25 protein-coding genes and 1 tRNA gene are annotated in these 23,934 nt (G+C 61.5%); 17 read left to right on the top strand and 9 right to left on the bottom strand.

What is annotated here, in order from left to right:
* From GZH79_RS12000 to ribD, 7 genes are all read left to right on the top strand, one after another.
* Window positions 1–394: secondary thiamine-phosphate synthase enzyme YjbQ (locus GZH79_RS12000; RefSeq protein ID WP_211644016.1), on the top strand; the 394-nt coding region annotated here is incomplete at its 5' end.
* 231 nt (window positions 395–625) lie between these two features.
* A complete protein-coding gene (locus GZH79_RS11995) occupies window positions 626–967 on the top strand; it encodes a hypothetical protein (protein ID WP_211644015.1) in 342 nt (113 codons plus the stop codon).
* Between the two features lie 191 nt (window positions 968–1,158).
* Window positions 1,159–1,560: a hypothetical protein gene (locus GZH79_RS11990; RefSeq protein WP_211644014.1), complete on the top strand. Its 402-nt coding sequence runs from the start codon at window positions 1,159–1,161 to the stop codon at window positions 1,558–1,560.
* Entirely contained in the window at window positions 1,560–2,069 is a 510-nt protein-coding gene (locus tag GZH79_RS11985) for an ImmA/IrrE family metallo-endopeptidase (protein WP_211644013.1), read from the top strand. Before GZH79_RS11990 ends, GZH79_RS11985 begins: the two co-directional genes overlap by 1 nt.
* A 35-nt stretch (window positions 2,070–2,104) precedes the next feature.
* A complete protein-coding gene (locus GZH79_RS11980) occupies window positions 2,105–3,181 on the top strand; it encodes a beta family protein (protein ID WP_211644012.1) in 1,077 nt (358 codons plus the stop codon).
* Between the two features lie 221 nt (window positions 3,182–3,402).
* On the top strand, window positions 3,403–3,870 hold the full coding sequence (nrdR, locus tag GZH79_RS11975) for a transcriptional regulator NrdR (RefSeq protein ID WP_211644011.1): 468 nt from the start codon (window positions 3,403–3,405) through the stop codon (window positions 3,868–3,870).
* Complete coding sequence (gene ribD / locus GZH79_RS11970; protein ID WP_211644010.1) at window positions 3,867–4,958, top strand: bifunctional diaminohydroxyphosphoribosylaminopyrimidine deaminase/5-amino-6-(5-phosphoribosylamino)uracil reductase RibD; 1,092 nt, start codon at window positions 3,867–3,869, stop codon at window positions 4,956–4,958. Before nrdR ends, ribD begins: the two co-directional genes overlap by 4 nt.
* On the opposite strand, the gene GZH79_RS11965 is transcribed toward ribD, so the two are convergent.
* The 3 genes from GZH79_RS11965 to GZH79_RS11955 all read right to left on the bottom strand — a co-directional run bounded on the left by GZH79_RS11965 (window position 4,955) and on the right by GZH79_RS11955 (window position 9,631).
* On the bottom strand, window positions 4,955–6,964 hold the full coding sequence (locus GZH79_RS11965; RefSeq protein ID WP_211644009.1) for a capsular polysaccharide biosynthesis protein: 2,010 nt from the start codon (window positions 6,962–6,964) through the stop codon (window positions 4,955–4,957). The genes ribD and GZH79_RS11965 overlap by 4 nt on opposite strands.
* 3 nt (window positions 6,965–6,967) lie before the next feature.
* The gene (locus GZH79_RS11960; protein ID WP_211644029.1) at window positions 6,968–8,053 is read right to left on the bottom strand and encodes a polysaccharide biosynthesis/export family protein; all 1,086 of its coding nucleotides are present in this window, start codon (window positions 8,051–8,053) and stop codon (window positions 6,968–6,970) included.
* A gap of 291 nt (window positions 8,054–8,344) precedes the next feature.
* The gene (locus GZH79_RS11955; RefSeq protein ID WP_211644008.1) at window positions 8,345–9,631 is read right to left on the bottom strand and encodes a capsular biosynthesis protein; all 1,287 of its coding nucleotides are present in this window, start codon (window positions 9,629–9,631) and stop codon (window positions 8,345–8,347) included.
* Between the two features lie 148 nt (window positions 9,632–9,779).
* On the opposite strand from GZH79_RS11955, the gene GZH79_RS11950 reads away from it, so the two are divergent.
* From GZH79_RS11950 to GZH79_RS11930, 5 genes are all read left to right on the top strand, one after another.
* The gene (locus GZH79_RS11950) at window positions 9,780–10,382 is read left to right on the top strand and encodes a riboflavin synthase (protein ID WP_211644007.1); all 603 of its coding nucleotides are present in this window, start codon (window positions 9,780–9,782) and stop codon (window positions 10,380–10,382) included.
* Window positions 10,383–10,465: 83 nt separating this feature from the next.
* The gene (gene ribB, locus GZH79_RS11945; RefSeq protein ID WP_211644006.1) at window positions 10,466–11,596 is read left to right on the top strand and encodes a 3,4-dihydroxy-2-butanone-4-phosphate synthase; all 1,131 of its coding nucleotides are present in this window, start codon (window positions 10,466–10,468) and stop codon (window positions 11,594–11,596) included.
* On the top strand, window positions 11,596–12,123 hold the full coding sequence (locus GZH79_RS11940) for a 6,7-dimethyl-8-ribityllumazine synthase (RefSeq protein WP_211644005.1): 528 nt from the start codon (window positions 11,596–11,598) through the stop codon (window positions 12,121–12,123). Before ribB ends, GZH79_RS11940 begins: the two co-directional genes overlap by 1 nt.
* Complete coding sequence (gene nusB / locus GZH79_RS11935; protein ID WP_211644004.1) at window positions 12,120–12,587, top strand: transcription antitermination factor NusB; 468 nt, start codon at window positions 12,120–12,122, stop codon at window positions 12,585–12,587. The genes GZH79_RS11940 and nusB overlap by 4 nt, the downstream gene beginning before the upstream one ends.
* Window positions 12,588–13,054: 467 nt before the next feature.
* The gene (locus GZH79_RS11930) at window positions 13,055–13,507 is read left to right on the top strand and encodes an MmcB family DNA repair protein (protein WP_249219139.1); all 453 of its coding nucleotides are present in this window, start codon (window positions 13,055–13,057) and stop codon (window positions 13,505–13,507) included.
* 99 nt (window positions 13,508–13,606) lie between these two features.
* Here the strand turns inward: GZH79_RS11930 and GZH79_RS11925 are convergent, their stop codons facing one another.
* Window positions 13,607–13,798: a DUF6324 family protein gene (locus GZH79_RS11925; protein WP_211644002.1), complete on the bottom strand. Its 192-nt coding sequence runs from the start codon at window positions 13,796–13,798 to the stop codon at window positions 13,607–13,609.
* An 84-nt stretch (window positions 13,799–13,882) separates the two neighbouring features.
* Between GZH79_RS11925 and GZH79_RS11920 the strand changes: the two genes are divergently transcribed.
* From GZH79_RS11920 to GZH79_RS11900, 5 genes are all read left to right on the top strand, one after another.
* Window positions 13,883–13,959: transfer RNA gene (locus tag GZH79_RS11920), tRNA-His, on the top strand.
* A gap of 69 nt (window positions 13,960–14,028) precedes the next feature.
* Window positions 14,029–15,060: an RluA family pseudouridine synthase gene (locus tag GZH79_RS11915; protein WP_211644001.1), complete on the top strand. Its 1,032-nt coding sequence runs from the start codon at window positions 14,029–14,031 to the stop codon at window positions 15,058–15,060.
* A 143-nt stretch (window positions 15,061–15,203) separates the two neighbouring features.
* The gene (gene rpoH / locus GZH79_RS11910) at window positions 15,204–16,100 is read left to right on the top strand and encodes an RNA polymerase sigma factor RpoH (RefSeq protein WP_211644000.1); all 897 of its coding nucleotides are present in this window, start codon (window positions 15,204–15,206) and stop codon (window positions 16,098–16,100) included.
* A gap of 83 nt (window positions 16,101–16,183) precedes the next feature.
* The gene (locus GZH79_RS11905) at window positions 16,184–17,149 is read left to right on the top strand and encodes a Gfo/Idh/MocA family oxidoreductase (protein WP_249219138.1); all 966 of its coding nucleotides are present in this window, start codon (window positions 16,184–16,186) and stop codon (window positions 17,147–17,149) included.
* 43 nt (window positions 17,150–17,192) lie between these two features.
* Complete coding sequence (locus tag GZH79_RS11900; protein WP_211643999.1) at window positions 17,193–17,876, top strand: NAD(P)H-binding protein; 684 nt, start codon at window positions 17,193–17,195, stop codon at window positions 17,874–17,876.
* On the opposite strand, the gene GZH79_RS19335 is transcribed toward GZH79_RS11900, so the two are convergent.
* The 5 genes from GZH79_RS19335 to GZH79_RS11875 are packed head-to-tail and all read right to left on the bottom strand — an operon-like array spanning window position 17,873 to window position 23,905.
* On the bottom strand, window positions 17,873–18,346 hold the full coding sequence (locus tag GZH79_RS19335) for a GNAT family protein (RefSeq protein ID WP_211643998.1): 474 nt from the start codon (window positions 18,344–18,346) through the stop codon (window positions 17,873–17,875). The genes GZH79_RS11900 and GZH79_RS19335 overlap by 4 nt on opposite strands.
* Window positions 18,343–20,157 (bottom strand): M3 family oligoendopeptidase, encoded by a 1,815-nt coding sequence (locus GZH79_RS11890; protein ID WP_211643997.1) that lies wholly within the window; start codon window positions 20,155–20,157, stop codon window positions 18,343–18,345. The genes GZH79_RS19335 and GZH79_RS11890 overlap by 4 nt, the downstream gene beginning before the upstream one ends.
* Before the next feature lie 52 nt (window positions 20,158–20,209).
* Entirely contained in the window at window positions 20,210–21,292 is a 1,083-nt protein-coding gene (locus GZH79_RS11885) for an endonuclease/exonuclease/phosphatase family protein (RefSeq protein WP_211643996.1), read from the bottom strand.
* A 4-nt stretch (window positions 21,293–21,296) separates the two neighbouring features.
* Window positions 21,297–22,886 carry an ATP-dependent DNA ligase gene (locus tag GZH79_RS11880; protein ID WP_211643995.1) on the bottom strand — a complete coding sequence of 530 codons (1,590 nt, stop codon included), beginning with the start codon at window positions 22,884–22,886 and terminating at the stop codon, window positions 21,297–21,299.
* Window positions 22,883–23,905: a ligase-associated DNA damage response exonuclease gene (locus tag GZH79_RS11875; RefSeq protein ID WP_211643994.1), complete on the bottom strand. Its 1,023-nt coding sequence runs from the start codon at window positions 23,903–23,905 to the stop codon at window positions 22,883–22,885. Before GZH79_RS11875 ends, GZH79_RS11880 begins: the two co-directional genes overlap by 4 nt.
* Window positions 23,906–23,934: the final 29 nt, after the last annotated feature.

Genomic DNA, 23,934 nt, shown 5'->3' with positions numbered 1-23,934 from the left:
CTTCGCTGTATCTCGTTCGCTTCATTGTCCGTCCCTTCGTTGGGTCGGACTCTCATTCCAAATGGAGGAAAAATCCCGTGGCAGGTCACAGCATACCTCTGCCAGCCTGTTGATCCAGGAAAACGCCGACCCCAAGGTACGGACCGATCTGCTGAACTACTTTGCAAGGCTGGTGCCGCCGACGTCGGATAAATCGATGTCCTACCTGACACACACCGACGAAGGCCCCGACGACATGCCAGCCCATATCAAGGCTGCGATGATGCCTGTCACCCTGTCAATTCCGGTCAGCGACGGGCGCATGGCGCTTGGCACGTGGCAGGGTATTTACCTGTTTGAACATCGCACCGCCCCGCACCGTCGAAGCATCGTGGCGCATTTCTGCGCGTCATGAACCAGCGGGCTGGCCCCGCAGGTATGGCGGGGGTCAGCCACCACGATCCATAACCGGAGAGGTCAGCATTGTGGCCAGCATCGACATCACCGTGCCGACCGGCTGATCGCGCGCAGCATCACAGCCGCCGCATGGGCTTCGGGGTTACAGTCTGCGTCGTATCAGCGGCGGAAGTCGGCGGGTCTCGCTTGCGCGAACGGATGTTCATTCTGGCCCACGCCCACGTTAAAAATGAGCGGGAACCGGACGAGCATCAAAGTGGGGCCGGGCCGCTTCCAGTTCGTCGCAGACCAGAACCAGAAGGGGTCACAGGTCGGCCTGATCATGGCGGGTCGCTGCTGGATCATGATGTGGGATCTGCTCAAGGCGACCGGCTGGACGCCCGGACCGCTCGTCTCTTCCCCCCGATGCCAGGTGACTTTGCTGCCTGGAGCGCTGCACTCGCAGGAGGCGCTGCATCTCAAACCGTCCTTCACCGACTGGATGATGGGTTGGCCCTGCGAGTGGACCGATCCGCTGCAGCCGGTAACGGCGTTGTCCCACTGGCTGCAGCTCGGGCGTGGGTGTGGTTGAGGGGGTGTTTTTGAATTGGATATTCTCCTCGCAATCAACGTAGCAGGCGAGAGGACCGACCTTTGTCGGGCCGCACCTGTCCGGAGTTGGCACTGGCCTTGCGTCAGTGCCAAATTTTTTAAGTGCACCGCTGAATGTAAGGCTCTACAAAACTGCAAAATTAACAGAATACCGACAAGGGTATGATCAGAATGTTGCGCAGTATCGCCGGAAACCTTGTATCTGGGCTAGTCGGTGGTGCTGTCGTGTGGATTGTCTTGTCATTTGGGCAGATACGTCTCCCCGGCGCCACGAGAGTGCTAGAGACTGCTACGCTGCACATGACCTATTCTAATTTTCTGGCGGTTTCGCTCACTGCCGTCACCGTTGCTTTGGCAGTCGTTGCAACCGTTATCGGTCTCGCAGCGTTTTACACCTACGGTGCGATAGAGAAAAAAATCCAAGAACGTGCGTCAGCCGCCCTCGACGAGGTTTCGATTCAGGTGGAAACTAGGGTGGAAGAGGTGCTCGACGATCTGCCAAACCGGGTCGCCGGCTTGGTTTACGGCACGAGACGACGTGAGCTTGAAGATGAAGATGAGGAGAATGGCTGATGGTTAAGGTAGCTGATTTGTGGCAACGTGTTGATCCTGATGCCCGGAGGGTCCTTCAGGAATTAAGCGGCGAGGGGCCAGTGCCAGTTGGTGGGATAGCTAGGGCGCTTGGAATTGAGGTTAAAGTTTCTGCGCTTGGTCCTGGAAAATCCGGAATGATCCAAAGGTCTGGCAACACATATGTTATTAAGTTGAACCGCTTTGAGAGTGCCGAGCGACAGCGCTTTACTCTTGCGCACGAATTGGCGCATTTCTTGTTACACAGAGACATTATCGATGCATCACCGGAGGGAATCACAGACAATGTGCTCTACCGGTCAGGTGCTCCTGAGGTGGTAGAATACGAGGCAAACGCATTAGCTGCAGACATTCTGATGCCTCGTGATCAGGTTCGATCAAAGTTTTTGGAGATCGGCGGGCGTATTTCCGACGCAGCTATTTCTGCTTGCGCTGAGTATTTCCGGGTTTCGAAGGGTGCTATGGAAGTGCGGCTAGACTCTATCGCTTAGCGCAATATTCTGCGTCAGAAGCATAGGAGCTGCCGATGGTACTCGAAAATACTCTTTACGTTCCGACCCTGTCGATTCGGCCAGCAGAGATGCGTGGTCTCGAGTACTTGGCACAAAGAACAAAAGATCGGATGACCCCTTGTTTTCTATTGGCCCCTTGGGTTGGATCAGCGACGCTACAAAAGGCAGTTGAACGACTGGAGACTGCTTTCCCCGTAGGCCAATACTTTTTGGACCTTGATCGGCTCTATATGCCGACAAATTTGGATCACGCGGCTCAGTCTACATTCGTCGGCCTTAGCGCATCCGATGGATCTTATCGAAATTGGCAGAATTTCATCCGTGAGGTTCCACGTGCGATGCCAGTCCTTCAGTTGCGTGGACTGAGTTCTCGCGAAATAATTGCCCAAATTGAAGCATTTCAAGCAATGCAAAAGACGTTTGCTGTAAGAATCTGCGACGGGCGAGTCCCAGAAAACGTGGTTGAGCTGGTTGAAGCGCTAAACACTCTTGGAACCGCTGACTATGCTCTGATTTTAGATGCTGGATGGACACGCAATCCGTTGGGAGCTGCCGCTTGGTATTCTGGTTTGCTAAGAGGGGCGCTGACTACAATAGATGCTCAAGTTCCAGCCGTGGTATCATGCACGTCAATTCCAAAAGCCTATGCGCATATAAACGGTTTGGAGCCTGTTTCGTTTTCCAATCGGAGACTAGTCAATCAAGTTCAGGCAGGAGCAAACCGGGCAAGAATAATCTATGGCGATTGGGGCAGTACCCGCCCAAGAGACCCACAGGGAGGCGGCGGGAGACCGCCACCTCGAATAGATTATTCGCTTGATGAAGCATGGTGCATCGCAAGAAACCCGGAGGAAGACTGGGATTTCACAAGGGCAGCGGCGGCGATAGTCGAAAGCGACTATTGGGATGGAACTACAGACCAGTGGGCCGAAGAGATGATCGCAGAGACTGCCGAGAATGAGGCGCTTGGCATTAACACTGCGCCTTTAAATGTCGCATGCCGTGTCAATCTTCACCTGCATCGACAGGCCTTCTATGGGGACGTAATGCCTCGTGGTGACGATCTGGACGAGCCATACGAGGACATTTAATTTTGCTGCAACATTAACTGTCACGCACTGCAAAACCTGCTGTCACGCTAAAGTCACGCTACAACTGCCACACCCACCCACCCCGTCTGATGCAACCGGGACTCACCCGGCGGCCAACATGCTGCGGGTTATCCACAGGGCTACCCAAACTGTGGGGGGCCTCCTATAGTCTGTGTGGATAACTGGGGGCCAACCCCAACGGACAGGATAAGGACAGGCTGATGCGTTGCCCCTTTTGCGGAAATGTCGATACTCAGGTCAAGGATAGCCGCCCCGCCGAAGATCACGTCGCCATCCGCAGGCGGCGCTTTTGCCCGGCCTGTGGCGGGCGGTTCACGACCTATGAACGGGTGCAATTGCGCGATCTGGTCGTCATCAAGAACAACGGCCGCCGCGAAGATTTCGACCGCGACAAGCTGGAACGGTCCATCCGCATCGCGCTGCAGAAACGCCCCGTCGAACCCGAACGCATGGATCAGATGATCTCTGGCATCGTACGGCGGCTGGAATCACTGGGGGATACCGATATCCCGTCCGGCACCATCGGGGAAATCGTGATGGAAAGCCTTGCCCGGATCGATACCGTGGCCTACGTCAGGTTTGCCAGTGTTTACAAAAACTTTCAGGCTGCCGATGACTTTGAAAAATTCATGGAAGACCTGCGTCCGAATACCAAGCCTGACGTATGACCGCTGACGCCCGGTTCATGCGGCTGGCCCTGTCGCTGGGGCTTCGCGGGCTGGGGCAGGTCTGGCCGAACCCCGCTGTAGGCTGCGTCATCGTGCGCGACGGTATCATCGTCGGGCGCGGGTCCACGCGGCGTGGTGGGCGGCCCCATGCGGAAACCGTGGCGCTGGATCAGGCGGGCGACGCCGCGCGGGGTGCGACCGCCTATGTCACGCTGGAACCCTGTGCCCACCATGGCAAGACACCGCCCTGCGCGGACGCACTTGTCGCGGCGGGGCTGTCGCGGGTGGTTGTGGCGACAGGCGATCCCGACCCGCGCACGGCGGGCAGGGGGCTGCAAATTTTGCGCGACGCTGGGATCACGGTCGATCTGGGCCTGATGGACGACGCGGCGCGCGCGGCCAATGCGGGCTTTCTCAAATCGGTGACCGATGGCCTGCCGTGGGTCACGCTGAAGCTGGCCAGCACGCTTGACGGGCGCATCGCCACATCCACCGGGGAAAGCCGCTGGATCACCGGATCGCTTGCGCGGCGCGCTGTGCACGGACTGCGCCGGACCCACGATGCGGTGCTGATTGGCGCGGGCACCGCGCGTGCGGATGATCCGATGCTGGACGTGCGCGATCTGGGCACAGACCTGCGCCAGCCGGTGCGGGTGGTCCTGTCGCGCGACCTGAACCTGCCGATCAACGGGCGGTTGGCCCAGACCGCCAAGGCACAGCCCGTCTGGCTGATCCATGCCGAAGACGCGGCGATCCGTGATTGGGCCGGCACAGGTGCAACGCTGATCCCCTGTGCGACGCAGGAACACCAGATCGACATCACCGCCGCCCTGCGCGAGATGGCCAGCCGGGGCATCACCCGCGTGCTGTGCGAAGGCGGCAGCCATATGGCCGCGTCGCTGCTTCACCACGGCGTCGTGGACGAGGTGGTCGTGATGCAGGCGGGGTGTGCCATCGGATCGGACGGCCTGCCGTCGCTGGCGGGCATGGGGGTGCGCGATCTGTCGGACGCGCCGCGGTTCGATCTGACAGAGGTGCGCGCGATCGGCAACGATACGCTGCAGTGCTGGCGTCCCCGCAGCCCTTAACCGCGGCCGCGCCACAGCCACGACTTGCTGGCGAAATGGCCCTGCAGCTTGGCCAGCAGACGATTGCGCCAGCCGGGATGCGGCAGATGGCCGTCACGCAGGCGCGCCACCACCACTTCGACCGGGCAGGCCAGTCCGGTGACGGGATCGAAATAGCGCGGGTAATCGATCAACGTGGCGTGCACCAGTTCGGTCAGGCTGGGCATCGCGGACCGGCGCAGGATCGGCATGGCGCGGTCATCCGTCAGACCCCAGCCTGCATAGAAAGGCTGCCCCAGACAGGTGATGCGCTTGCCGCGCAAAAGCGCCTCGAATCCCAGCCCCGATGTCATGGTCCAGACCTCGTCCACCAGATCGAGTGCGGTTGCCGCATCGACATCCAGCACCGCGTCGGCCCATGTCAATGCGTCCGGCACCGCGCCACCGCGCAGGCCCGCCACCACGTCGGGGTGGGGTTTGTACAGGATCACCGCCGCCGGGTTGGCATCGCGCGCGGCGCGCAACAGGTCGGCGTTGGTGGCGACCTCTGTCGCACCCAGCCGGACCGATGCGTCGTCCGCCACCTGACCCGGCACCAGCACCCGGCGGCCATCCGGCAATGCGGGGGGTTGTGCGCCGCTCAGGTTGTATTTTGTCAAACGTGCGCGTGTCAGCGTGGCGATCAGCCGATCCGCACGCGCCCGCGCATGGTCCGGCAAATCAGGCGAGGCGGCAATCAGCGTTTCCAGTCGGCTGTGCCGCGACGGGTCGTAATAGATTCCCAGATCGTCCAGCACGAGGCTGAGCGGCGGGATCAGGTCCGCCCCCAATCCGCGTGACCGCAAGAACCCGTCTTCGACCCGGACGGCGGTGCTGTCGGCCGTCGCCTTTGATGCCCAGATCATGTCGCGGCGTTCACCGGTCGGCCCCGAAAATGTGACGGGTTTCACAGACCCGAACACCCGTTGCAGCGGCGCGCGTTTCCACGTGCTCATGGCGTGCGCGCGCCAACCGTCATGGTCCTCGCGCCACGCGCGCACCCGTGCAGCCAGCCCGTCGATCACGTCTTCCAGTGCGCAAAGCCGGTCGTGGTAGGGATCGAACCACAATGGATACAGGATCATCGCACCTGTGAACAGTTGCGCACGGGTCAGTTTGCGTTGCCTGCGATCCAATGGTTTGCGGTCGTCGGTCAGACCCCAACCCATATAAAACGGCTGGCCAAAGACGATGGGCCGGTGCCCTGCCATGATCGCCTCGAACCCCAGATGCGACGACACGGTATAGACTGCGACAGCGCCTTCCAGCAGCGCATGGGGGCAGGCCGGGTCGTCGAGCAGCGTGATGCGGTCCGTTGCGTCATCGGCGGTAAAATATCCCGCCCGGTGGCCCTGCACGGTTTCGGGGTGGGTCTTGATGACGATGCGCGCGGCGGGATGTTCGGTCTGGGCATAGAACAGCATTTCGCGGAACGTGTTGGAATCCGCGCCGCTTGCAGTGACGGCGGCATCGCCCTTTGTCTGGTCGATGACCAGCACATAGCCGGGATCGGGCACTGGCAGGTCGGGATCGTGGATGTTGTATTTGGACAAACGCGCCCGTGCGATCCGGTCGATGCAATCGCGCGCGCGTTGCAGCAGAACGGTGTTGTCTAGCGGTGTATCGCGCAACAGCACTTCCAGATCAGACGGCTGGCCGGGATCATAGTGTATGCCGCGCAGGTCCACAGTCAGACCGATGGGCGCCTCGCCGTCCCGTCCCGGCTGGATCGACCGTAAAAAGGCGTCTTCGACCCGCACGATAGGGGTCGCCTTGCGCGCAGCCACCGCTTCGCCGCGCGGTGCGGTGGGGGAATGACCCCAGACGCCGACGTGGTCGCCGTCCCCCGGCATCCCCAGCCGGATGTCCCAGCCTGCCAGCGTCAGGATGCGCCGCACGCGGGTCTGGGTCAGAAATCCGCCGTTATAAACGAAAAGCCGCCGCAGGGATTCCCCCGCGGCGGCCCGGCCTTGCGGCGCAAGTGTCATCGGTCACAGGCCAGAGGCGTTGGTCAGCGCGGTCGTCGCGGACAGCGACCCGGTGATCGCGGCCACCGTCTTGTCGAACTGCACGAACGGCGCTTCGGTCACATAGACGGTATCGCCATCGCGGATCGCAAAGTCGCGCGCGGTGAACATGCCGTTCGGTTTGGTCAGATCCAGCACATAGACGACGCGTTGCGGCCCGGTCAGATCCAGCCCGACCAACTGCTCTGCGATGGCTTCGGGTTCGGTACGGAACACGAAAACGCCGGTCGGGTCTGCGGTCAGCGACGACAGGCCACCGACGGTTGCAATCGCCTCGATCGCTGAAATCGTCTTGGTTTCGAATTTCACACGCTCCTGCGACCCCGTGGCCCCCAGCGCGGTAAACGTGCGCGTGTCGGCTTCGACGATGATGTTGTCACCGCCACGCAGGGCGACGTCATTGCGCGGGTTTTCATACAGATCGTCATAGAAAACTTCGGCGGTATGGTCGCCCCGCTGGATGCGGACGCGGGCCACTTCGGGTGTGATCGCCACACCACCGGCCGCCGCCAGCATCGAGATCAGCGTGCGGGTCGGCCGTTCGATCGGATACACGCCTTGGGCGTTCACGGCACCTGCGACCGACACGGTCGCGCCGTCACCGGCCAAGCGGCGCACCTGCACCTGTGGATCGGGGGTCTGATCGCCCAGCCTTTCGGTGATGATACGGCGGATCGCCTCTGGCGTGTTCCCGGCAGCTAGGATGCGGCCCGCATAGGGGACAAAGATGAACCCCGATCCATCGACCTGCACTTCTTCCAACAGGGTGGAATTGGCCCCCGTTGGCACCAGCAGGCCGTCATCGACGTTTTCAAAGATCGTCAGGCCCAGCGTATCGCCCGGTCGGATCGTATCCGACCCGATCACGCCCGCGTTCAGAAATCCCGCCGAAAAGCCCAGTTCCGGTGCGACGGCGGCGATGGCATTCACACGGTCGTCGACCGTCAGGATGAATGAATCACCTTCGCGCAGGACAGAGCCCGCAAAGATTTCTTTTTTGTTCGGTCCTACGCGCGGCAAGGCGCACGCAGATATCAGGCCCAGGATCATGATCAGGGCCACGCCTTTGGACAGGCGCACAGTCAGGGATGTCACGGCTCGGTCTCCTCGACCTGTTATTCTTCTGCCTCGGGTATTTTTCTTTTTACGATAGGCGAGGAGACCCGAAAAAGAAAGTTCACCCTTCAAAAACAGCGATTTGGCCATAGGTGACTGTTGCTAACCTGCCGCGAAGCGATCTGTTGCACAGACTGACAATCGACGGGTTAAAACCGTTAAGATATTGTTAAATATGACATAATATGTTTCGCATGCGAAACATCAACGATCATTGATATAGTTTCAGCCGACAATCCGCAGGGGCTGTCGCGGCGGGTTTTTGCCTGATGCGAGCGTATCATAGGGATCATCGTCGGACAGCATCATATCCACGACCTGCCGCATCAGCTGTCGGCGCCCGCGTGCGGAATAAAACCCGCCGGGCACCTGACTGGTTTCCAGCAGAAAGCGGCGATATTCCTTGTATGCGCGGCTGTCGGGTCTGTCAGGACTTGCGAAAAAATCCGGCAGGGTCTGGCGCGATACGAACTCTGGCTTGTTGTAGACGGCAGCGCCGAACACTTTCAGCGGAATGCCCCGCCATAATACCTGCTGGGCGGCGGTCGAATTCACGGTCACGGCGGTGCGGGCGTGGTCCAGTAGTTTTGCAAGCTTGCCGCCACGCACGAAATGCACCCGCCCGGTGACCCCGTATTGTTCCGCCAGCCGTTTGATAATGCGTTTCGTCGGGCTGCGTTCGTTGTCCAGCGGATGCGCCTTGAACACCAGATGATGATGGCGCGGCGTGCCCTTGGCAAAGCCTTCCATCACGACGGTCAGGAATTCTTCCATGCGGGTAAAGGGCGAATGTTGCTGAAAACTGGCGTCATGTTCCAGTTGCAGCAGCACCAGATGATAGGGGAAACCGCCGAACCGGATGCGTAGCGTCGCGATCCGCCGGTCCAGCGCGATAAATGGCATCAGCAACAATCGTTTGGTGTAAAGCGCGGCTTCGGTTGTGACGGGCAGATCGCGGTGCCGCGCGAAATGGCGGTAGTCACCGTTTCGGAACATCACGAACCAATGATACAGCGCGCCGTAGAACACATGCTGCTGCATGTCGCCCCAATGGGCGGGCGGGGTCGGCACCTCTAGGTCGGACCGGGCAAGCGCGGCCTGCATGGCGGGCACATCCATCTGCATCAGACGCGAATGACCGTTGGTGCCGCCACGTTCATAGGTCACCCAATAGGGCCGCATGTAACCTTCTTCAAAGACGTGGATGCGCAGGCCAAGCTGGCGTGCGATTGCGATGGCCTGGGCGTGGATCGGGCGAGTATCACCGTAAAGCACGATATCGGTGATCTGATGTTTCGCGACGATGCTGTCGAATGTCGCCTGCCATTCCGACGCGCGGCCACGAAAGGCGATATAGCCCGGTGCGCCGAACCAGAACGCGCGGTCACCCGCATTGAACCCGACGCGCCACACTTGCGATCCTGCCGCGCGCAGCATTTTTGCCAAGCGATGCATGAAAGGACCATGCGGGCCCTGCAAGAACAGAAAACGGCGGGACGTGGGATCGGCCATCGAATTAATGTGCATCCAATTAAATTAAACCAACCTCTGCATCGGTGACAGGGCATAAATAGGGCAAGCCGGTGCCGCAGGTGCGTCACCGCTTGAAACACTGGCCTGCTGGCTTTACCTGCTGTTTATTAATGAAAGGAAACCCGCGATGTTCACCGGAATCGTCACCGACATCGGTGAAGTGCTGACGCTGGACCAGCGCGGCGACCTGACAGCCCGAATCGCCACCGGCTACGATATCGCCGGAATCGACATCGGCGCCTCTATCGCTTGCGAAGGGGTTTGCCTGACTGTCATCGCCAAAGGCACCGACCCGCGTGGCTGGTTCGACGTCCAGATCAGTGCCGAAACCGTGTCGAAAACATCGATCGGCCTGAATGGCTGGACGGTGGGGCAGCGCCTGAATCTGGAACGTGCGTTAAAGGTTGGCGATGAATTGGGTGGTCATATCGTGTCGGGCCATGTCGATGGCGTGGCCGAACTGATCGCGATGCACGACGAAGGCGACAGCACACGCATGACCTTTCGTGCGCCCGACGAACTGGCGCGGTTCATCGCACCAAAGGGATCAATCGCGCTGAACGGCACGTCGCTGACCGTGAACGAGGTCGACGGGCAGACCTTTGGCGTCAACATGATCCCCCACACAAAAGACGTGACGACTTGGGGTGCCGCACGTGTTGGCGATGCGATCAATCTGGAAATCGACACAATGGCCCGCTACGTCGCCCGCCTGCGCGACTATGACTGACGCGGCAAACTGACCGGCGGGCGCGATCTTTCCAATCGGGTGCGGCTGGGCTATCTGCGCAGCATAAGCCAAAGGAACGCGCGATGAATCAGCCTTTCGAAAGCCCCGGTCCGGTTGAACAGGACTGGAAGGACGCGATCAGTCCCATTGAAAGCATCATCGAAGATGCGCGCAACGGACGCATGTTCGTTCTGGTCGATCACGAAGACCGCGAAAACGAAGGCGATCTGGTGATCCCCGCCCAGATGGCGACGCCCGATGCGATCAACTTTATGGCGACCTATGGCCGCGGGCTGATCTGCCTGTCGCTGCCGGGCGAACGGATCGACGCGCTGGGCCTGACGCTGATGTCGACGAACAATTCGTCGCGTCACGAAACCGCGTTCACCACCAGCATCGAAGCCCGCGAAGGCGTCACCACGGGTATCAGCGCGCACGACCGCGCACGGACCGTGTCTGTGGCCATCGACGCATCCAAAGGTGCCGCCGATATCGCGACCCCCGGCCATGTCTTTCCGCTGCGCGCCCGTGACGGCGGTGTGCTGGTCCGCGCAGGCCATACCGAAGCCGCGGTCGATATTTCCCGGCTGGCCGGTCTGAACCCGTCCGGCGTGATCTGCGAGATCATGAAAGACGACGGTGAAATGGCGCGTCTGCCCGATCTGGTGTCATTTGCCCAGTTTCACGGGTTGAAGATCGGCACGATCAGCGACCTGATTTCCTATCGCCGCCGACACGACAACCTTGTGCGGCTGCGCGACGAAAGCATCATGACGTCCGAATTCGGCGGCGAATGGCAGCTCAAGATCTATACCGACGAAACGCAGGGTGCGGAACACATCGCGCTGGTCAAGGGTGATGTCGCCACCGACGATCCGGTGCTGGTGCGTATGCACGCGCTGGACCCGATGCTGGATGTGGTGGGCGCAGGCCCGCGTGGGCGGCGCAACGAATTCAGCGATGCGATGGAACTGATCGCCGCCGAAGGCCGCGGTGTGCTGGTGCTGTTGCGCGATTTGCATATGACGCTGGTGGCCGACGACGAAGTGTCGCCGCAGACGTTGCGGCAATACGGACTTGGCGCGCAGATCCTGTCGACGCTTGGCCTGCACCGGATCGAGCTTTTGACGAATTCGCCCAAGCCCAAGATCGTTGGTCTTGACGCCTATGGGCTGGAAATCGTCGGCACCCGCAAAATATCGGAGATTGGCTGATGGCCGGACCGTCCCATTACGAAATGCCCCTGCCGCAACTGACCGACCCGGTCCGTCTGCTGGCCGTGGCTTCCCCTTATTACAAGGACATCTACGACCAGCAGGTCGCCGGTGCGCGCAAGGTCGCAGAGGCCGCCGGTGCCGAGTTGGAGGTGGTCGAGGTTCCCGGCGCGCTGGAAATTCCCAGCGCCATCGGCATCGCGGAACGGATGGGCGATTATCACGGTTACGTGGCGCTGGGCTGTGTCATTCGTGGCGAGACAACGCATTACGACACGGTCTGCAACGACAGTTCGCGTGGGCTGACGCTGTTGGGTTTGCAGGGGCTGTGTATCGGCAACGGCATCCTGACGGTGGAAAATTATGAACAGGCCGTCGTGCGCGCCGACGCCGACGGCCAGAACAAGGGCGGCGGTGCGGCTGCAGCAGCGCTGCACCTGATTGCGCTGACCCGGAAATGGGGCGGTCGCCGTGAAGGGGTGGGCTTTGCCCCCGTGACGTTGGCCAAGGGCGGTGAAACCGTATGACTGTTTCGGGCAATCAACGCCGCAAGATGAAATCAGCAGCCCGGCTTTATGCCGTGCAGGCGCTGTTCCAGATGGAAGCCGCCGACCAGTCGGTTGACCGGGTCCGCGCCGAATTCGAAGATTTCCGCTTTGGCGAAATCCGCGATGACATTGAAATGATCGAGGGCGATGTCGACACCTTTCGCGCGCTGATCGAAAAAGCGGTCGAAGAACAGGTGCGGATCGACCAGTTGACCGACCGCGCGCTGGTGGCGAAATGGCCGCTGGGCCGGATCGATCCCACGCTGCGTGCGCTGTTCCGTGCGGCAGGGGCAGAGCTGATCATCGAAGAAACGCCGCCGCGCGTCGTGATCAAGGAATTCGTCGACGTGGCCGGCGCGTTTTTTCCCGACAGCAAGGAACCGAAATTCACAAATGCGGTGCTTGACCACATGGCGCATGAACTGATCCCCGGCGGATTCTGATCCTGCGTGGGCTGGGGGGCTTTGCCCGCCCACCCACCCCTTTTCGGGGCTGCGCCCCGGACCCGCTGATGGTGCGATAACGTTTCTGGCTGATGTGCTAAAATTTCAGCCGGGCGACGCTGTGCATTTGCTTTGCAAACGCGCTGTGCGCATGGCCACGACCGACATGCTGTCGTTGGTGGCGGGAACCACAGCGACCGTGCGAGGGCTTATTCCCGAGGACCTGTATGTACAGGTGGGCACCAGGTAACCGAACCAGGGTCCGGACAGAGCCAGCGCCCTCGGATTTGCTTAAGGCCACTGGAATGTAGCCCCCATGCGCACGGGAAGAGCAGAAACCCGCCTGAACCAGAGTTAAGCCGCGCTGCGGTTTGCGACAAGGGGGCGGTACCGATTATTCGGTGCGGGTTGACCGATGTTTCCGTTTTGTTCATAACTGTACCATGCCAGATGACCAACAACAGACCATGCCATCACATCTGATGCCCGGACAGGTGCTGGCGCGCGGCGTGTCGCGCCATTTGCGTGGTCACGACTTTGTCACCGTCGAGGAATTGGTGCCGACCGGGGGGCTGCGGGTCGACGTGATGGCGCTGGGCCCCAAGGGCGAGATCTGGATCATCGAATGCAAATCCAGCCGTGCCGATTACATGGCCGATGCGAAGTGGCAGGGTTATCTGGCGTGGTGCGACCGGTTTTTCTGGGCCGTCGGCCCGGAATTCGACACTGACCTGCTGCCTGACGACAGCGGGTTGATCGTGGCCGATGGCTATGACGCGGAAATCCTGCGGATGGGTCCAGAGGTGAAGCTGGCACCGGCGCGCCGCAAGGTCATGGTGCAGAAATTCGCGCGCCACGCGGCGATCCGGGCGCAGGCCGCGCGCGATCCGGGATTTACGCCTGGCTTTGGTACGGTTTGACACGCGTCGCCCGGCTGGGTGAGGTCGCGCGGGCAGCACCTGCGGGACGCCTCGCCGGCGGGGCGGATATTTTTGGCAAGAAGAAGAGTGTGGCGCAGGCTAGCGCGGTTTGACGGCGCGGGCGGCGGCGGCGGCGGCGCGGATTTCTTCGGCGATCTCTTCCGCTTCTTCGGGGTCGAAGTCCATCGGGATTTCCGTGGTGCCAGCCGTGATAAACAAACGGACCATGCCCAGTTCCGTCGGGCCGATCTGCATGTTCGCTTCGACGTCGCGTTCGTCGTTGATACCCATCGGTCTCTCCTTGGTTGCGCGCTGGTTTAGGCGAGGTTTTGAGGACTTGCAATCATGATCCGGTGACGCTAAATCGCCACCAGTGCCGCGTTAGCTCAGTTGGTTAGAGCGCTTGATTGTGGATCAAGAGGTCCCTGGTTCGAGACCAGGACGTGGTACCACCCCCCCATATCGCAGACTGGCGTGACATTGGTTGCACGGAACGCTAAGGCGCGTGCAAGGAGCCGCCGATGTCACAGACCACGATAGAATTCATCATTCAGTCCGATCCGCCGCCCCGGATGGACAAGGCGCTGGCGCGTGATGTGCCGGATGACGCCACGTTGTCGCGGTCACGGCTGGGCGCGCTGATCGAGGCGGGGGCCGTGACTGTCGACGGGGTGGTCGCGCGCAATCCGCGGGCGCGTCTGGCCGCGGGCGCCGTGGTGGTCGTGACGGCGCCCGCCGCCGTCGAAAGCCATATCGCCGGGCAGGACATCGCGCTGAACGTGGTATTCGAGGATCATGATCTGATCGTGCTGGACAAGCCGGTCGGCATGGTGGTGCATCCGGCACCGGGCAGTCCCGACGGCACATTGGTCAACGCGCTGATCCACCATTGCGGTGACGATCTGTCGGGGGTTGGCGGGGCCAAGCGGCCGGGGATCGTGCACCGGATCGACAAGGACACCAGCGGGCTTCTGGTAGTGGCGAAATCAGACCGCGCGCATCAGGGGCTGGCCGACCAGTTTGCAGCGCATACGGTCGAACGGCGCTATCTGGCGGTCTGTTTCGGCGTGCCGGATGCCAGCGATCCGCGCCTGCGCGGCGTCAAGGGCACCAGTTTCGAGGCGGCCAACATCTTGAAGGTGCAGACCTTTCTGGGGCGGCACCGGACGGACAGGCAGCGGCAGGCGGTATCGTTCACGACAGGGCGTCATGCGGTGACGCGCGCGCGCATCGTGCAGCCCCTGGGCCAGCCCGCCACGGCCGCCCTGATCGAATGCTGGCTGGAAACCGGGCGCACCCATCAGATCCGGGTGCATCTGGCGCATTGCGGTCATGGATTGATCGGGGATGCGACCTATGGCGGGCGGCAAAAGCTGTCGGCCAAATCCGTGGGCGAGGCTGGTGTCGCGGCGGCGCGTGATTTCCCACGACAGGCGTTGCATGCCGCAACGTTGGGGTTCGTCCATCCGGTCACAGGGGACAGCCTGTCGTTCGAATCTGATCTGCCCGGCGATATGGCGGCCCTGATTGCGGCACTGGATCGCCGCGCCTGACCTGTGCATTGATGCAGATAGCGCAGCGGAACCCCATGCGGTACGAACTGTTTACTTTGTGACCCGTCCGGAATTGAAACCCGGAAAACCTAACCCATATTATGTTAAGGCCCGAAACATCGGGTCGATCAGGGAAGTGAATAATGAGCGATTACAAGAACCTTCCGGCGCCAAGCCCAGAGCAGGGCTTGAACCGCTATATGCAGGAAATCCGCAAGTTTCCGATGCTGGAACCCGAAGAGGAATACATGCTGGCCAAACGCTGGGCCGAGGATGGCGATACCGAAGCGGCACACAAGATGGTGACCAGTCACCTGCGGTTGGCGGCGAAAATCGCCATGGGCTATCGCGGCTACGGTTTGCCGCAGGCCGAAGTGATTTCCGAGGCGAACGTCGGTTTGATGCAGGCGGTCAAGAAATTCGACCCCGAAAAGGGCTTCCGGCTGGCCACATATGCGATGTGGTGGATCCGTGCCGCGATCCAGGAATACGTCCTGCGGTCGTGGTCGATGGTGAAACTGGGCACGACGAGCGCGCAAAAGAAGCTGTTTTTCAACCTGCGTAAGGCGAAATCGCGTATTGGTGCGCTGGAAGACGGCGACCTGCGGCCCGAAAACGTCAAGCGGATCGCGACCGATCTGGGCGTAACCGAAGACGAAGTCGTGTCGATGAACCGCCGCATGTCGGGCGGTGACGCGTCGTTGAATGCCACGGTCGGGTCCGAAGGCGAAGGCACGATGCAGTGGCAGGACTGGCTGGAAGACGAAGATGCGGACCAGGCCAGCGATTATGCCGAACGGGACGAACTGGAAAGCCGCCGCGAGATGCTGGCCGAGGCGATGGATGTGTTGAACGAGCGTGAGCGTGATATTCTGATGCAGCGCCGGCTGAATGATGAAACCATCACGCTGGAAGATCTGTCCGGTCAGTATGACGTCAGCCGCGAACGCATTCGCCAGATCGAAGTGCGGGCGTTTGAAAAGCTGCAAAAGCGGATGCGCGAACTGGCCGCCGGACGCGGGATGCTTGAGGAGGTCTGACCCTCTCGTTAAGGTGATGAAATGTAGCTCCCGTCGGATGGCTCCGGCGGGGGTTTTTTTTGAAAATGTGTGGAGTGCGTGCGATGCGGTGGGGAATTCTGGGGGCGGCAAATTTCGCAAAAGACTGGATGGCACCCGCGATCCATGCGGCCAAGGGGGCGGAACTGGTGGCGTTGGCGACATCCGACCCGGTCAAGGCAGAGGGTTTTCAGGCTTTTGCGCCCGGTTTGCAGGTCTTTGACGATTATGATGCGCTGCTGGCCGATGCGGGGATCGATGCGGTCTATATTCCGCTGCCGAACCACCTGCATGTGACGTGGACCATCAAGGCGCTTGAGGCGGGCAAGCATGTGCTGTGCGAAAAGCCCATCGCGCTGAATGCCACAGAGATCGACAGCATCATTGCTGCCCGCGACAAGGCGGGCAAGCTGGCGGCAGAGGCGTTCATGATCGTGCATCACCCACAGTTCGACCGGGCGCGGTCACTGGTGCAGGGCGGCGCGATCGGCACGCTGCGGCACGTGGATGCGGCGTTCACCTACAACAACGCGAGCGCTGTCGGCAACATCCGCAACCGGGCCGAAACCGGCGGCGGGGGTCTGCCGGATATCGGGGTCTATGCCTTTGGCGCGGCACGCTTTGTCACCGGGGCGGATTGCCAGCGGGTGACCTTTGCCGATGTGCAGTTTGAAAACGACGTCGATGTTTTTGCGCATGTGGCGGCGGATTTCGGGGCGTTCACCTATGGTGCGCTGGTGTCGATGCGGATGCAGAACCGGCAACATATTACCTTTCACGGTGATACCGGGCATCTGACGCTGACTGCGCCGTTCAATGCGAACGTCTATGACGTGGCGGAACTGACGCTGGAAACCGGCGGTGGCGGGCGCCAGGTCGAACGCTGGCCTGCCGCAAACCATTACATTCTGCAGGTCGAGGCGTTTTGTCGCGCGGCACAGGGAGAGGCCGATTATGCATGCCCGCTGGAATTCAGCCGGGGCACGCAGGACATGATCGACCAAGTGTTTGCCAAGGCGCGGAACAGTTAAACCTCCGCGCGTGTTGCTGACCTGAACAAGAGGGGCACGACATATGAAACTGGCGGTATTGGGGGCCAAGGGCGCCGTAGGGCAGCATCTGGTGGATCAGGCATTGGGCCGGGGTCACACCATCATGGCGATCGAGTTGGATTGTTCCGACATGACGCCGCGCGACGGGCTAAGCTGCGTTGATGGTGATGTGCTGGGCGATGACCTGTCACCGCATTTTGCGGGCTGCGATGCGGTGTTGTCGTGTCTGGGGGTCGGCAATGCGCCGCGCACGCTGCTGGACCCGCCGCCGCTGTATACGCGGGGCACCAGCAATATCCTGACGGGGATGCATGGGGCGGGGGTCGACCGCCTGATCGTGATATCCGCCAGTTTCGTGGCGGCAAAGGACCGGGGGCCGATCCATTTCCGTGTCCCGGTCATGGCCGCGCTGCATAACGTGCTGGACCAGATGGCCGAGATGGAAGCGCAGCTGCGGGGATCGGCTGTCAACTGGACAGCGGTCCGGCCCGGCTGGCTGATGCAGGGTGATCTGACGGCCGATTATGTCGTGACCCCGGATGTGATCCCCGAGGATATGATCCGCACGCGCATGGCCGATGTGGCCCATTTCATGCTGGAACTGGCCGAAAGCGGGGGGTGGCCCCGGCAGACACCGGCGCTGGCGCGGGTCGAAGCGCTAGAGACCACATCCATCGCCGCCGTCATGCGCGAGATGACAGGCTAAAGATCCATGCGCAGGATGTGCTGCGGGCCGACTGCACCGCCAAGGTAGTGTTCGCCCGTATCGACGAAACCGCCGTTGATATAGCTGCGCCGCGCGCCGGGATTCCGCAGGTTCACCGTCAGATAGATTTGCCGTGCTGTCGGGTAATGTTGCGCCAGATAGGCGGGCAGGGCGCGGATCATCGCCGTGCCGATGCCGCGGCCCTGATGGCGCTGGTCCACGATCATGCTGCGCAGGCCGAATGCGCCCTGCGGCACCTGAGGATGTTCACGCGAAAAGTCGTGATCGATACGGAACATGCCGACACATAGCCCGTCGGCATGGATCAGGTGCACGTCGATCCCGGCTGCGGGGTCGCCTGAAAATTCTGACGGCTGGCCGGAAAACTGCACCTGATCGGGGCTGACGGCCAGCGCGCGCAGGGCGTCGCGCTGGCCGTCTGTCAGGGGGCGCAGCGTGATCGTTGTCACGCGTCTTCCATCGCTTCGAGTTCGTCGATCATGCCTTCGATCATCGACAGGCCCTTGTCCCAGAATGCGGGGTCGGACGCGTCCAGGCCAAAGGGGGCCAGCAGTTCGGAATGGTGCTTTGACCCGCCCGCGCGCAGCATATCGAAATATTTGGACTGAAAGTCGGCGTCGCCTTCCTCATATACCGCATAAAGCGCGTTCACCAATCCGTCGCCAAAGGCATAGGCGTAGACGTAGAACGGCGAATGCACGAAATGCGGGATATACGACCAGAAGGTTTCGTATCCGTCGTGGAAATCGAACACCGGCCCCAGCGATTCCGCCTGCACCGACATCCACAGCGCGTTGATGTCGTCGGGCGTCAGTTCACCGCCCGCGCGGGCGGCGTGCAGTTTGCATTCGAAATCGTAGAACGCGATCTGGCGCACGACCGTGTTGATCATGTCCTCGACCTTACCGGCGAGCAGGATCTTGCGTTCCTGCGGGGTCTGGGCGGCATCCAGAAGCTTGCGGAAGGTCAGCATTTCACCGAACACGGATGCGGTTTCGGCCAGCGTCAGCGGGGTGGAGGACAGCAGTTCGCCCTGATCCGCCGCCAGACGCTGATGAACGCCGTGGCCTAATTCATGCGCCAGCGTCATCACGTCGCGCGGTTTGCCAAGGTAATTCAGCATCACATAAGGATGCACCGTGGTCACGGTCGGATGCGCGAATGCGCCCGGTGCCTTGCCCGGTTTGACACCTGCGTCGATCCAGCCGTCGGTAAAGAACGGTTTGGCCAGTTCGGCCATTTTCGGATCGAACCCGGCGTAGGCGTCCAACACGGTGTCGCGGGCTTCGTCCCAACCGACAAGGCGTTCGTCTTCGCGCGGCAGGGGCGCGTTGCGGTCCCATGTCTGCATCCGGTCAAGGCCCAGCCATTTCGCTTTCAGCGCGTAATAGCGGTGCGACAGGCGCGGGTAGGCTGCGACGACGGCGTCGCGCAACGCTTGGACCACTTCGGGTTCGACGTGGTTGGACAGGTGGCGACCCGTCTGCGGGGTCGGCATCTTGCGCCAGCGGTCCTCGATCTCTTTTTCCTTGGCCAGCGTGTTGTGGACGCGGGCGAACAGTTTGACATTTTCGGCAAAAACGCTGGACAGCGCCATGGATGCCGCTTCGCGCTGTGCGCGGTCCTGATCGGTCAGCAGGTTCAGGGTGGATTCAAGGCCCATCACCTCGCCGTCGACGACGAATTCAAGTGCGGCCATGGTTTCATCGAACAGTCGGTTCCACGCGGCGGCGCCGACGGTGGACTGGTCGTGCAGAAACTTTTCCAGCTCGTCCGACAGTTGGTGCGGTTTCATCGCGCGCATCCGGTCGAACACGGGTTTGTAGCGGCGCAATTCTTCGTTCTGGGCCAGCAGCGTGTCCAGATGATCGTCGGGCAGGCGGTTGAATTCCAGACCGTAGAACACCAGCGGGGTGGTATAGGTCGTCAGCCTGTCCTGCATGTCGGCCATGAATTTGGCACGGTCATTGTCGGTGGTGATCTGGTAATGACGCAGACCCGCATAGGACATGATACGGCCCGCGATTTCGTCGATCTTTTCGTAGCGTTTGACGGCGTTGACCAGTTCGGATGCGGACAGGTCGGCCAGTTTGCCTTCGTAGTCGGCGGCAAAGGTGGCGCAGGATTCTTCCAGCCAGTCCAGATCGCGCTTGATTTCGGCGCTGTCCGGGGCGGGGTAAAGGTCGGTCAGATCCCATTCCGGCAGATTGCCAAGGGGCAGGCCGCCGGTGTCTGTCACGGCGTCGAAAGTACGGGTCATCGGGTGTCCTGTCTGTTTGCTGTCAAAGACATAGGCGACCGGGGGCGGTGGCTCAACCCTCGCGGGCTTGCAGGGCGCGGGCGCGGTCAAAGGTATCTTGTGCGGCATCCAGATCGCCGTCGCGCAGCGGGATCGTATTGGCGGGCATCAAGGGGCTGAGGCACAGATCCACCAGCACGGGCTGATGGTCGGACCCGACAGGCGGCAGGATCTGCATGTTCAACAGACCCGGACCGGGTTGCAACAGCACCTGATCCAGCGGCCAGCGCATGTAATCGCTGCCCGCCTTGTAGTTGTTCATCGGGCCGCGCCCGACGCGCGGATCGACCAGCCCGCCGATCCGCAGGGCCATACGGGTGGTGTCGTTCCAGGGGGTGGCGTTGAAATCGCCTGCGATCACGCTGATCGCGTCGCTGTCGCGTGCCAGTGTCGCGGCGTGCAGCACGGTCGCGTCGCGCATGGTCGATGCCTGACCGCCGTTGTCGTAATGGGGCGGGCGGGGATGCACACCCAGCAGGTGGACAGGGCGGGCGGGATGTTCCAGCCGCCCGTCAAACATCGGCGTATCGGAATTCAGCGGATAGTCGAACGCCGCACGGCTAAAGGGATGCTGCGCATAGACCTGCATCCCGTAATGGTCCGGCGTGCGTTGGCTGACCTGTTCGCTATAGGCAAAATCGTCCTGTAGCGGCGCCAGCGCGTCGTCCCACCAGTCCGAGGTTTCCATGACGATGAACACATCGGGGGCATGGGTGCGGGCCATGTCGATGACCTGCGTGTCATGACGGTTGCTGCGCTGCACGTTGGTCACAAGAACGCGCAGCGTGTCGTCGGGTTCGCAGCGCAGCACGGTCGGCACCATCTGGGCTGCGATGGGCTGAAATGCCCAAAGCGTCGTGACCTGCACCCCCAGTGCCACAAGACCCGCCAGCGTGATGACGCTGCCAAGACCGATCTGCGCACGCCGCAGCAGGATATAGATCGTCAGTGCGACACCCAGCCAAAGCGTGATCTGAAGCCGGGGAAAATCCAGAAACCTGATCCACCAGACGTTTACCGGCAGTTCGGCCATGGCCGTGGCCAGCACGCCGATCAGCGTGGCTGCGCCGAAAAGATTGATCAGGGCCTTGCGCATGGTTTTATCCATATTGGTCGAGAAGTGCATTCAGATCGTCTAGGCTGTTGGCCTCTGCGACGGGTTTGTCATGGCGCCAGCGCAGCATCCGCGGGAACCGCAGGGCAACGCCGGATTTGTGGCGCGGGCTGGCCTGGATGCCTTCGAACGCCAGTTCAAAGACGTGTTGCGGTTTTACTTGCCGGACCGGCCCGAATTTTTGAAGCGTATTTTTCCGTACCCAAGCGGTGATTTGCCGAAACTCTGCGTCGGTCAGGCCGGAATACGCCTTTGTAAACGGAATCAGGTCATTTCCGTTCCAGACGGCAAAGGTATAATCGGTAAAAAGGTTGGCGCGGCGTCCCGATCCGGCCTGCGCGTAGATCATCACCGCGTCGATGGTCAGCGGGTCGATTTTCCATTTCCACCAGTCGCCTTTCTTGCGTCCCGCCAGATAGGGGCTGTTCAGCCGCTTGAGCATGAAACCTTCGGCATGGCGGTCGCGGCTGGTTTCGCGCAGGGCGGCAAGGCTGTCCCAATCGTCGAACGCCACGGCGGGCGACAGGCGCAGGGGGGCGGCATCGGGTGCCGCGGCGACAATCTGCGCCAGCCGCGCACGGCGGTCGGCAAAGGGCTGGCTGCGGATATCCTGCCCCGCATCTTCCAGCAGGTCATAGGCCATCAGCACGACGGGCGATTCCACCAGCAGCTTTTTCGGGACGGTCTTGCGTCCGATGCGCGATTGCAGGGCGTTGAATGACAAGGGGGATTCGTTGCGAAAGGCCAGCACCTCTGCGTCGATGACGGTGCCGTCGGGCAGGTAGTCGCGCAGTTGCGCCAGTTCGGGAAAGCGGTCGGTCATCAGATCCTCGCCCCGCGACCACAGGTGATGTTCGCCCGCGCGCAGGATGAACTGGCCGCGGATACCGTCCCATTTCCATTCCGCAGACCAGTCAGACGCAGGGCCGAGGGTGTTCAGATCTTCGAGCCCGTAGGCAAGGTAGAACGGATAGGGCCGCGACAGGTCGGCGGTGGGATCGTGGGCTTCGATCAGGGTGTGCCAGGTGGTCGTTTGCGGGGTCCAGTTGCCCATCAGCTTGTGGGTCAGTTCCGCCTCGTCCTGACCGGTGGCCTGTGCCAGCGCGCGTGTCATCAGTTTCTGGCTGACGCCGATCCGGAAACCGCCGGTCAAAAGCTTGGTGAACAAAAACCGCTGCGTGGTGGGCAGGCTGTCCCATGCGGCCAGAATACCGGCCTTGCGGGCATCGTCGTCCAGCGTGGACAGGCGGGCCAGTTCCGCAATCCAGTATGACAGGCTGTGGTCCGATGTGGTGGACGGGTCGGGCAGGATCAGCGCGATGGTTTCCGCCAGATCACCAACGATGCCGTAGGATTCTTCGAACAGCCACAGGGGCAGGGCCGCGCGTTCGGCGGCCCATTCGCGCAGCCGGGCAGCGGTGATCAGGCGTTTGGGACGACGCCCTGAAAACAGCGCCACGGTCCACAGTTTGTCATCGTCGGGGGCGGTGCGGAGATAATCCGCCAGTGCCGCGACCTTGACCGTGGTTTTTGTGGTTTCGTCGACGCGGGTGAACAGGGCGGCAAAGTCTTTCATGCGTCGTCCACCAGCGTATCGTCGCTGTCGTCCAACTGTTCGCCTTCGTATTCGGTGCTGACGACGTGCGCGTCATATCCTTCGGACGAGAGCCATTTCTGAAAGGCGTTGGTGTAGCCGTGGGTGGTGAAAATGCGGGTCGCGCCGGTTTGTTTGATCGCGTCGTTCAGCCCGTCCCAGTCGGCATGGTCGGATACCACGAATCCCCGGTCGCCCGCGCGGCGGCGGCGGACCCCGCGCAGGGCCATCCAGCCGGACGCAAAGGCAGACGATGACGCGCCGAACCGTCGCGCCCACGTGCCGCCCAATGCGCTGGGCGTGGCCAGCACCAGCGCGCCGGGGTGGTCCGCGATTTTCGTGTCGGGCGTCACGCGGATCGTGTCGGGCAGCGCGATCCTCTGAGCACGCAACACGGCGTTGGTATTTTCGACGGCACCATGCGTCAGGATCGGACCGATCGACGCATCCACGGATGTCAGCAGGCGCTGCGCCTTGCCCAAGGCGTATGCCCCCAGGATCGATGTGCGCCCTGCGGCGGCGTTGGCGGCCCACCAGTCGTTCATCTGGCGTTTCAGCGTTGCTTCTTCCGTCCATTTGAAGACCGGCAGGCCGAATGTGCATTCGGTGATGAACGCATGGCAGCGCACGGGTTCGAACGGTTCGGACAGGCCATCGGCGGTCGTCTTGTAATCGCCCGATGCGACCCAGACTTGTCCGGCGACCTCGACCCTGATCTGGGCTGATCCGGGAACGTGGCCCGCGGGATGAAACGATACGATGGCACCGCCGATCCGGCGGGTTTCGCCGTAGCGGATGGTATCCAGCGCAATGTCGCCCAGCCGGTGGCGGATCACGGGGGCTGCCGATTCCGTCGCCAGATAGCGGCGCATCCCCCAGCGCGAATGATCCGCGTGGCCGTGGGTGATCAATGCCCGGTCCACAGGGCGCCACGGGTCAATGTAGAAATCACCCGCCGGACAATAGATGCCCCGGTCGGTAAAGGTCAGAACGTCAGCCATGCGCGGTCATATAGGGCGGTGCCATCGGC

Source organism: Loktanella sp. SALINAS62, from assembly GCF_018263905.1.
In the GTDB taxonomy this organism is placed as follows: domain Bacteria; phylum Pseudomonadota; class Alphaproteobacteria; order Rhodobacterales; family Rhodobacteraceae; genus Loktanella.
Note: the sequence above shows the minus strand (reverse complement) of the source record. Positions and strands in the feature narration are given on the sequence as shown.

What these genes read in the sequence shown, in the direction of transcription:
- GZH79_RS11890 (WP_211643997.1), bottom strand. Translation starts at nt 20,157, where the DNA reads ATGACCCGTACTTTCGACGCCGTGACAGACACCGGCGGCCTGCCCCTT.
- GZH79_RS11905 (WP_249219138.1), top strand. Translation starts at nt 16,184, where the DNA reads ATGCGGTGGGGAATTCTGGGGGCGGCAAATTTCGCAAAAGACTGGATG.
- GZH79_RS11875 (WP_211643994.1), bottom strand. Translation starts at nt 23,905, where the DNA reads ATGGCTGACGTTCTGACCTTTACCGACCGGGGCATCTATTGTCCGGCG.
- nrdR (WP_211644011.1), top strand. Translation starts at nt 3,403, where the DNA reads ATGCGTTGCCCCTTTTGCGGAAATGTCGATACTCAGGTCAAGGATAGC.
- ribB (WP_211644006.1), top strand. Translation starts at nt 10,466, where the DNA reads ATGAATCAGCCTTTCGAAAGCCCCGGTCCGGTTGAACAGGACTGGAAG.
- GZH79_RS11885 (WP_211643996.1), bottom strand. Translation starts at nt 21,292, where the DNA reads ATGCGCAAGGCCCTGATCAATCTTTTCGGCGCAGCCACGCTGATCGGC.
- GZH79_RS11915 (WP_211644001.1), top strand. Translation starts at nt 14,029, where the DNA reads ATGTCACAGACCACGATAGAATTCATCATTCAGTCCGATCCGCCGCCC.
- nusB (WP_211644004.1), top strand. Translation starts at nt 12,120, where the DNA reads ATGACTGTTTCGGGCAATCAACGCCGCAAGATGAAATCAGCAGCCCGG.
- GZH79_RS11995 (WP_211644015.1), top strand. Translation starts at nt 626, where the DNA reads ATGAGCGGGAACCGGACGAGCATCAAAGTGGGGCCGGGCCGCTTCCAG.
- GZH79_RS11965 (WP_211644009.1), bottom strand. Translation starts at nt 6,964, where the DNA reads ATGACACTTGCGCCGCAAGGCCGGGCCGCCGCGGGGGAATCCCTGCGG.
- GZH79_RS11980 (WP_211644012.1), top strand. Translation starts at nt 2,105, where the DNA reads ATGGTACTCGAAAATACTCTTTACGTTCCGACCCTGTCGATTCGGCCA.
- rpoH (WP_211644000.1), top strand. Translation starts at nt 15,204, where the DNA reads ATGAGCGATTACAAGAACCTTCCGGCGCCAAGCCCAGAGCAGGGCTTG.
- GZH79_RS11930 (WP_249219139.1), top strand. Translation starts at nt 13,055, where the DNA reads ATGCCATCACATCTGATGCCCGGACAGGTGCTGGCGCGCGGCGTGTCG.
- GZH79_RS11880 (WP_211643995.1), bottom strand. Translation starts at nt 22,886, where the DNA reads ATGAAAGACTTTGCCGCCCTGTTCACCCGCGTCGACGAAACCACAAAA.
- GZH79_RS11960 (WP_211644029.1), bottom strand. Translation starts at nt 8,053, where the DNA reads ATGATCCTGGGCCTGATATCTGCGTGCGCCTTGCCGCGCGTAGGACCG.
- GZH79_RS11900 (WP_211643999.1), top strand. Translation starts at nt 17,193, where the DNA reads ATGAAACTGGCGGTATTGGGGGCCAAGGGCGCCGTAGGGCAGCATCTG.
- ribD (WP_211644010.1), top strand. Translation starts at nt 3,867, where the DNA reads ATGACCGCTGACGCCCGGTTCATGCGGCTGGCCCTGTCGCTGGGGCTT.
- GZH79_RS11950 (WP_211644007.1), top strand. Translation starts at nt 9,780, where the DNA reads ATGTTCACCGGAATCGTCACCGACATCGGTGAAGTGCTGACGCTGGAC.
- GZH79_RS11925 (WP_211644002.1), bottom strand. Translation starts at nt 13,798, where the DNA reads ATGGGTATCAACGACGAACGCGACGTCGAAGCGAACATGCAGATCGGC.
- GZH79_RS11985 (WP_211644013.1), top strand. Translation starts at nt 1,560, where the DNA reads ATGGTTAAGGTAGCTGATTTGTGGCAACGTGTTGATCCTGATGCCCGG.
- GZH79_RS11955 (WP_211644008.1), bottom strand. Translation starts at nt 9,631, where the DNA reads ATGGCCGATCCCACGTCCCGCCGTTTTCTGTTCTTGCAGGGCCCGCAT.
- GZH79_RS11940 (WP_211644005.1), top strand. Translation starts at nt 11,596, where the DNA reads ATGGCCGGACCGTCCCATTACGAAATGCCCCTGCCGCAACTGACCGAC.
- GZH79_RS11990 (WP_211644014.1), top strand. Translation starts at nt 1,159, where the DNA reads ATGTTGCGCAGTATCGCCGGAAACCTTGTATCTGGGCTAGTCGGTGGT.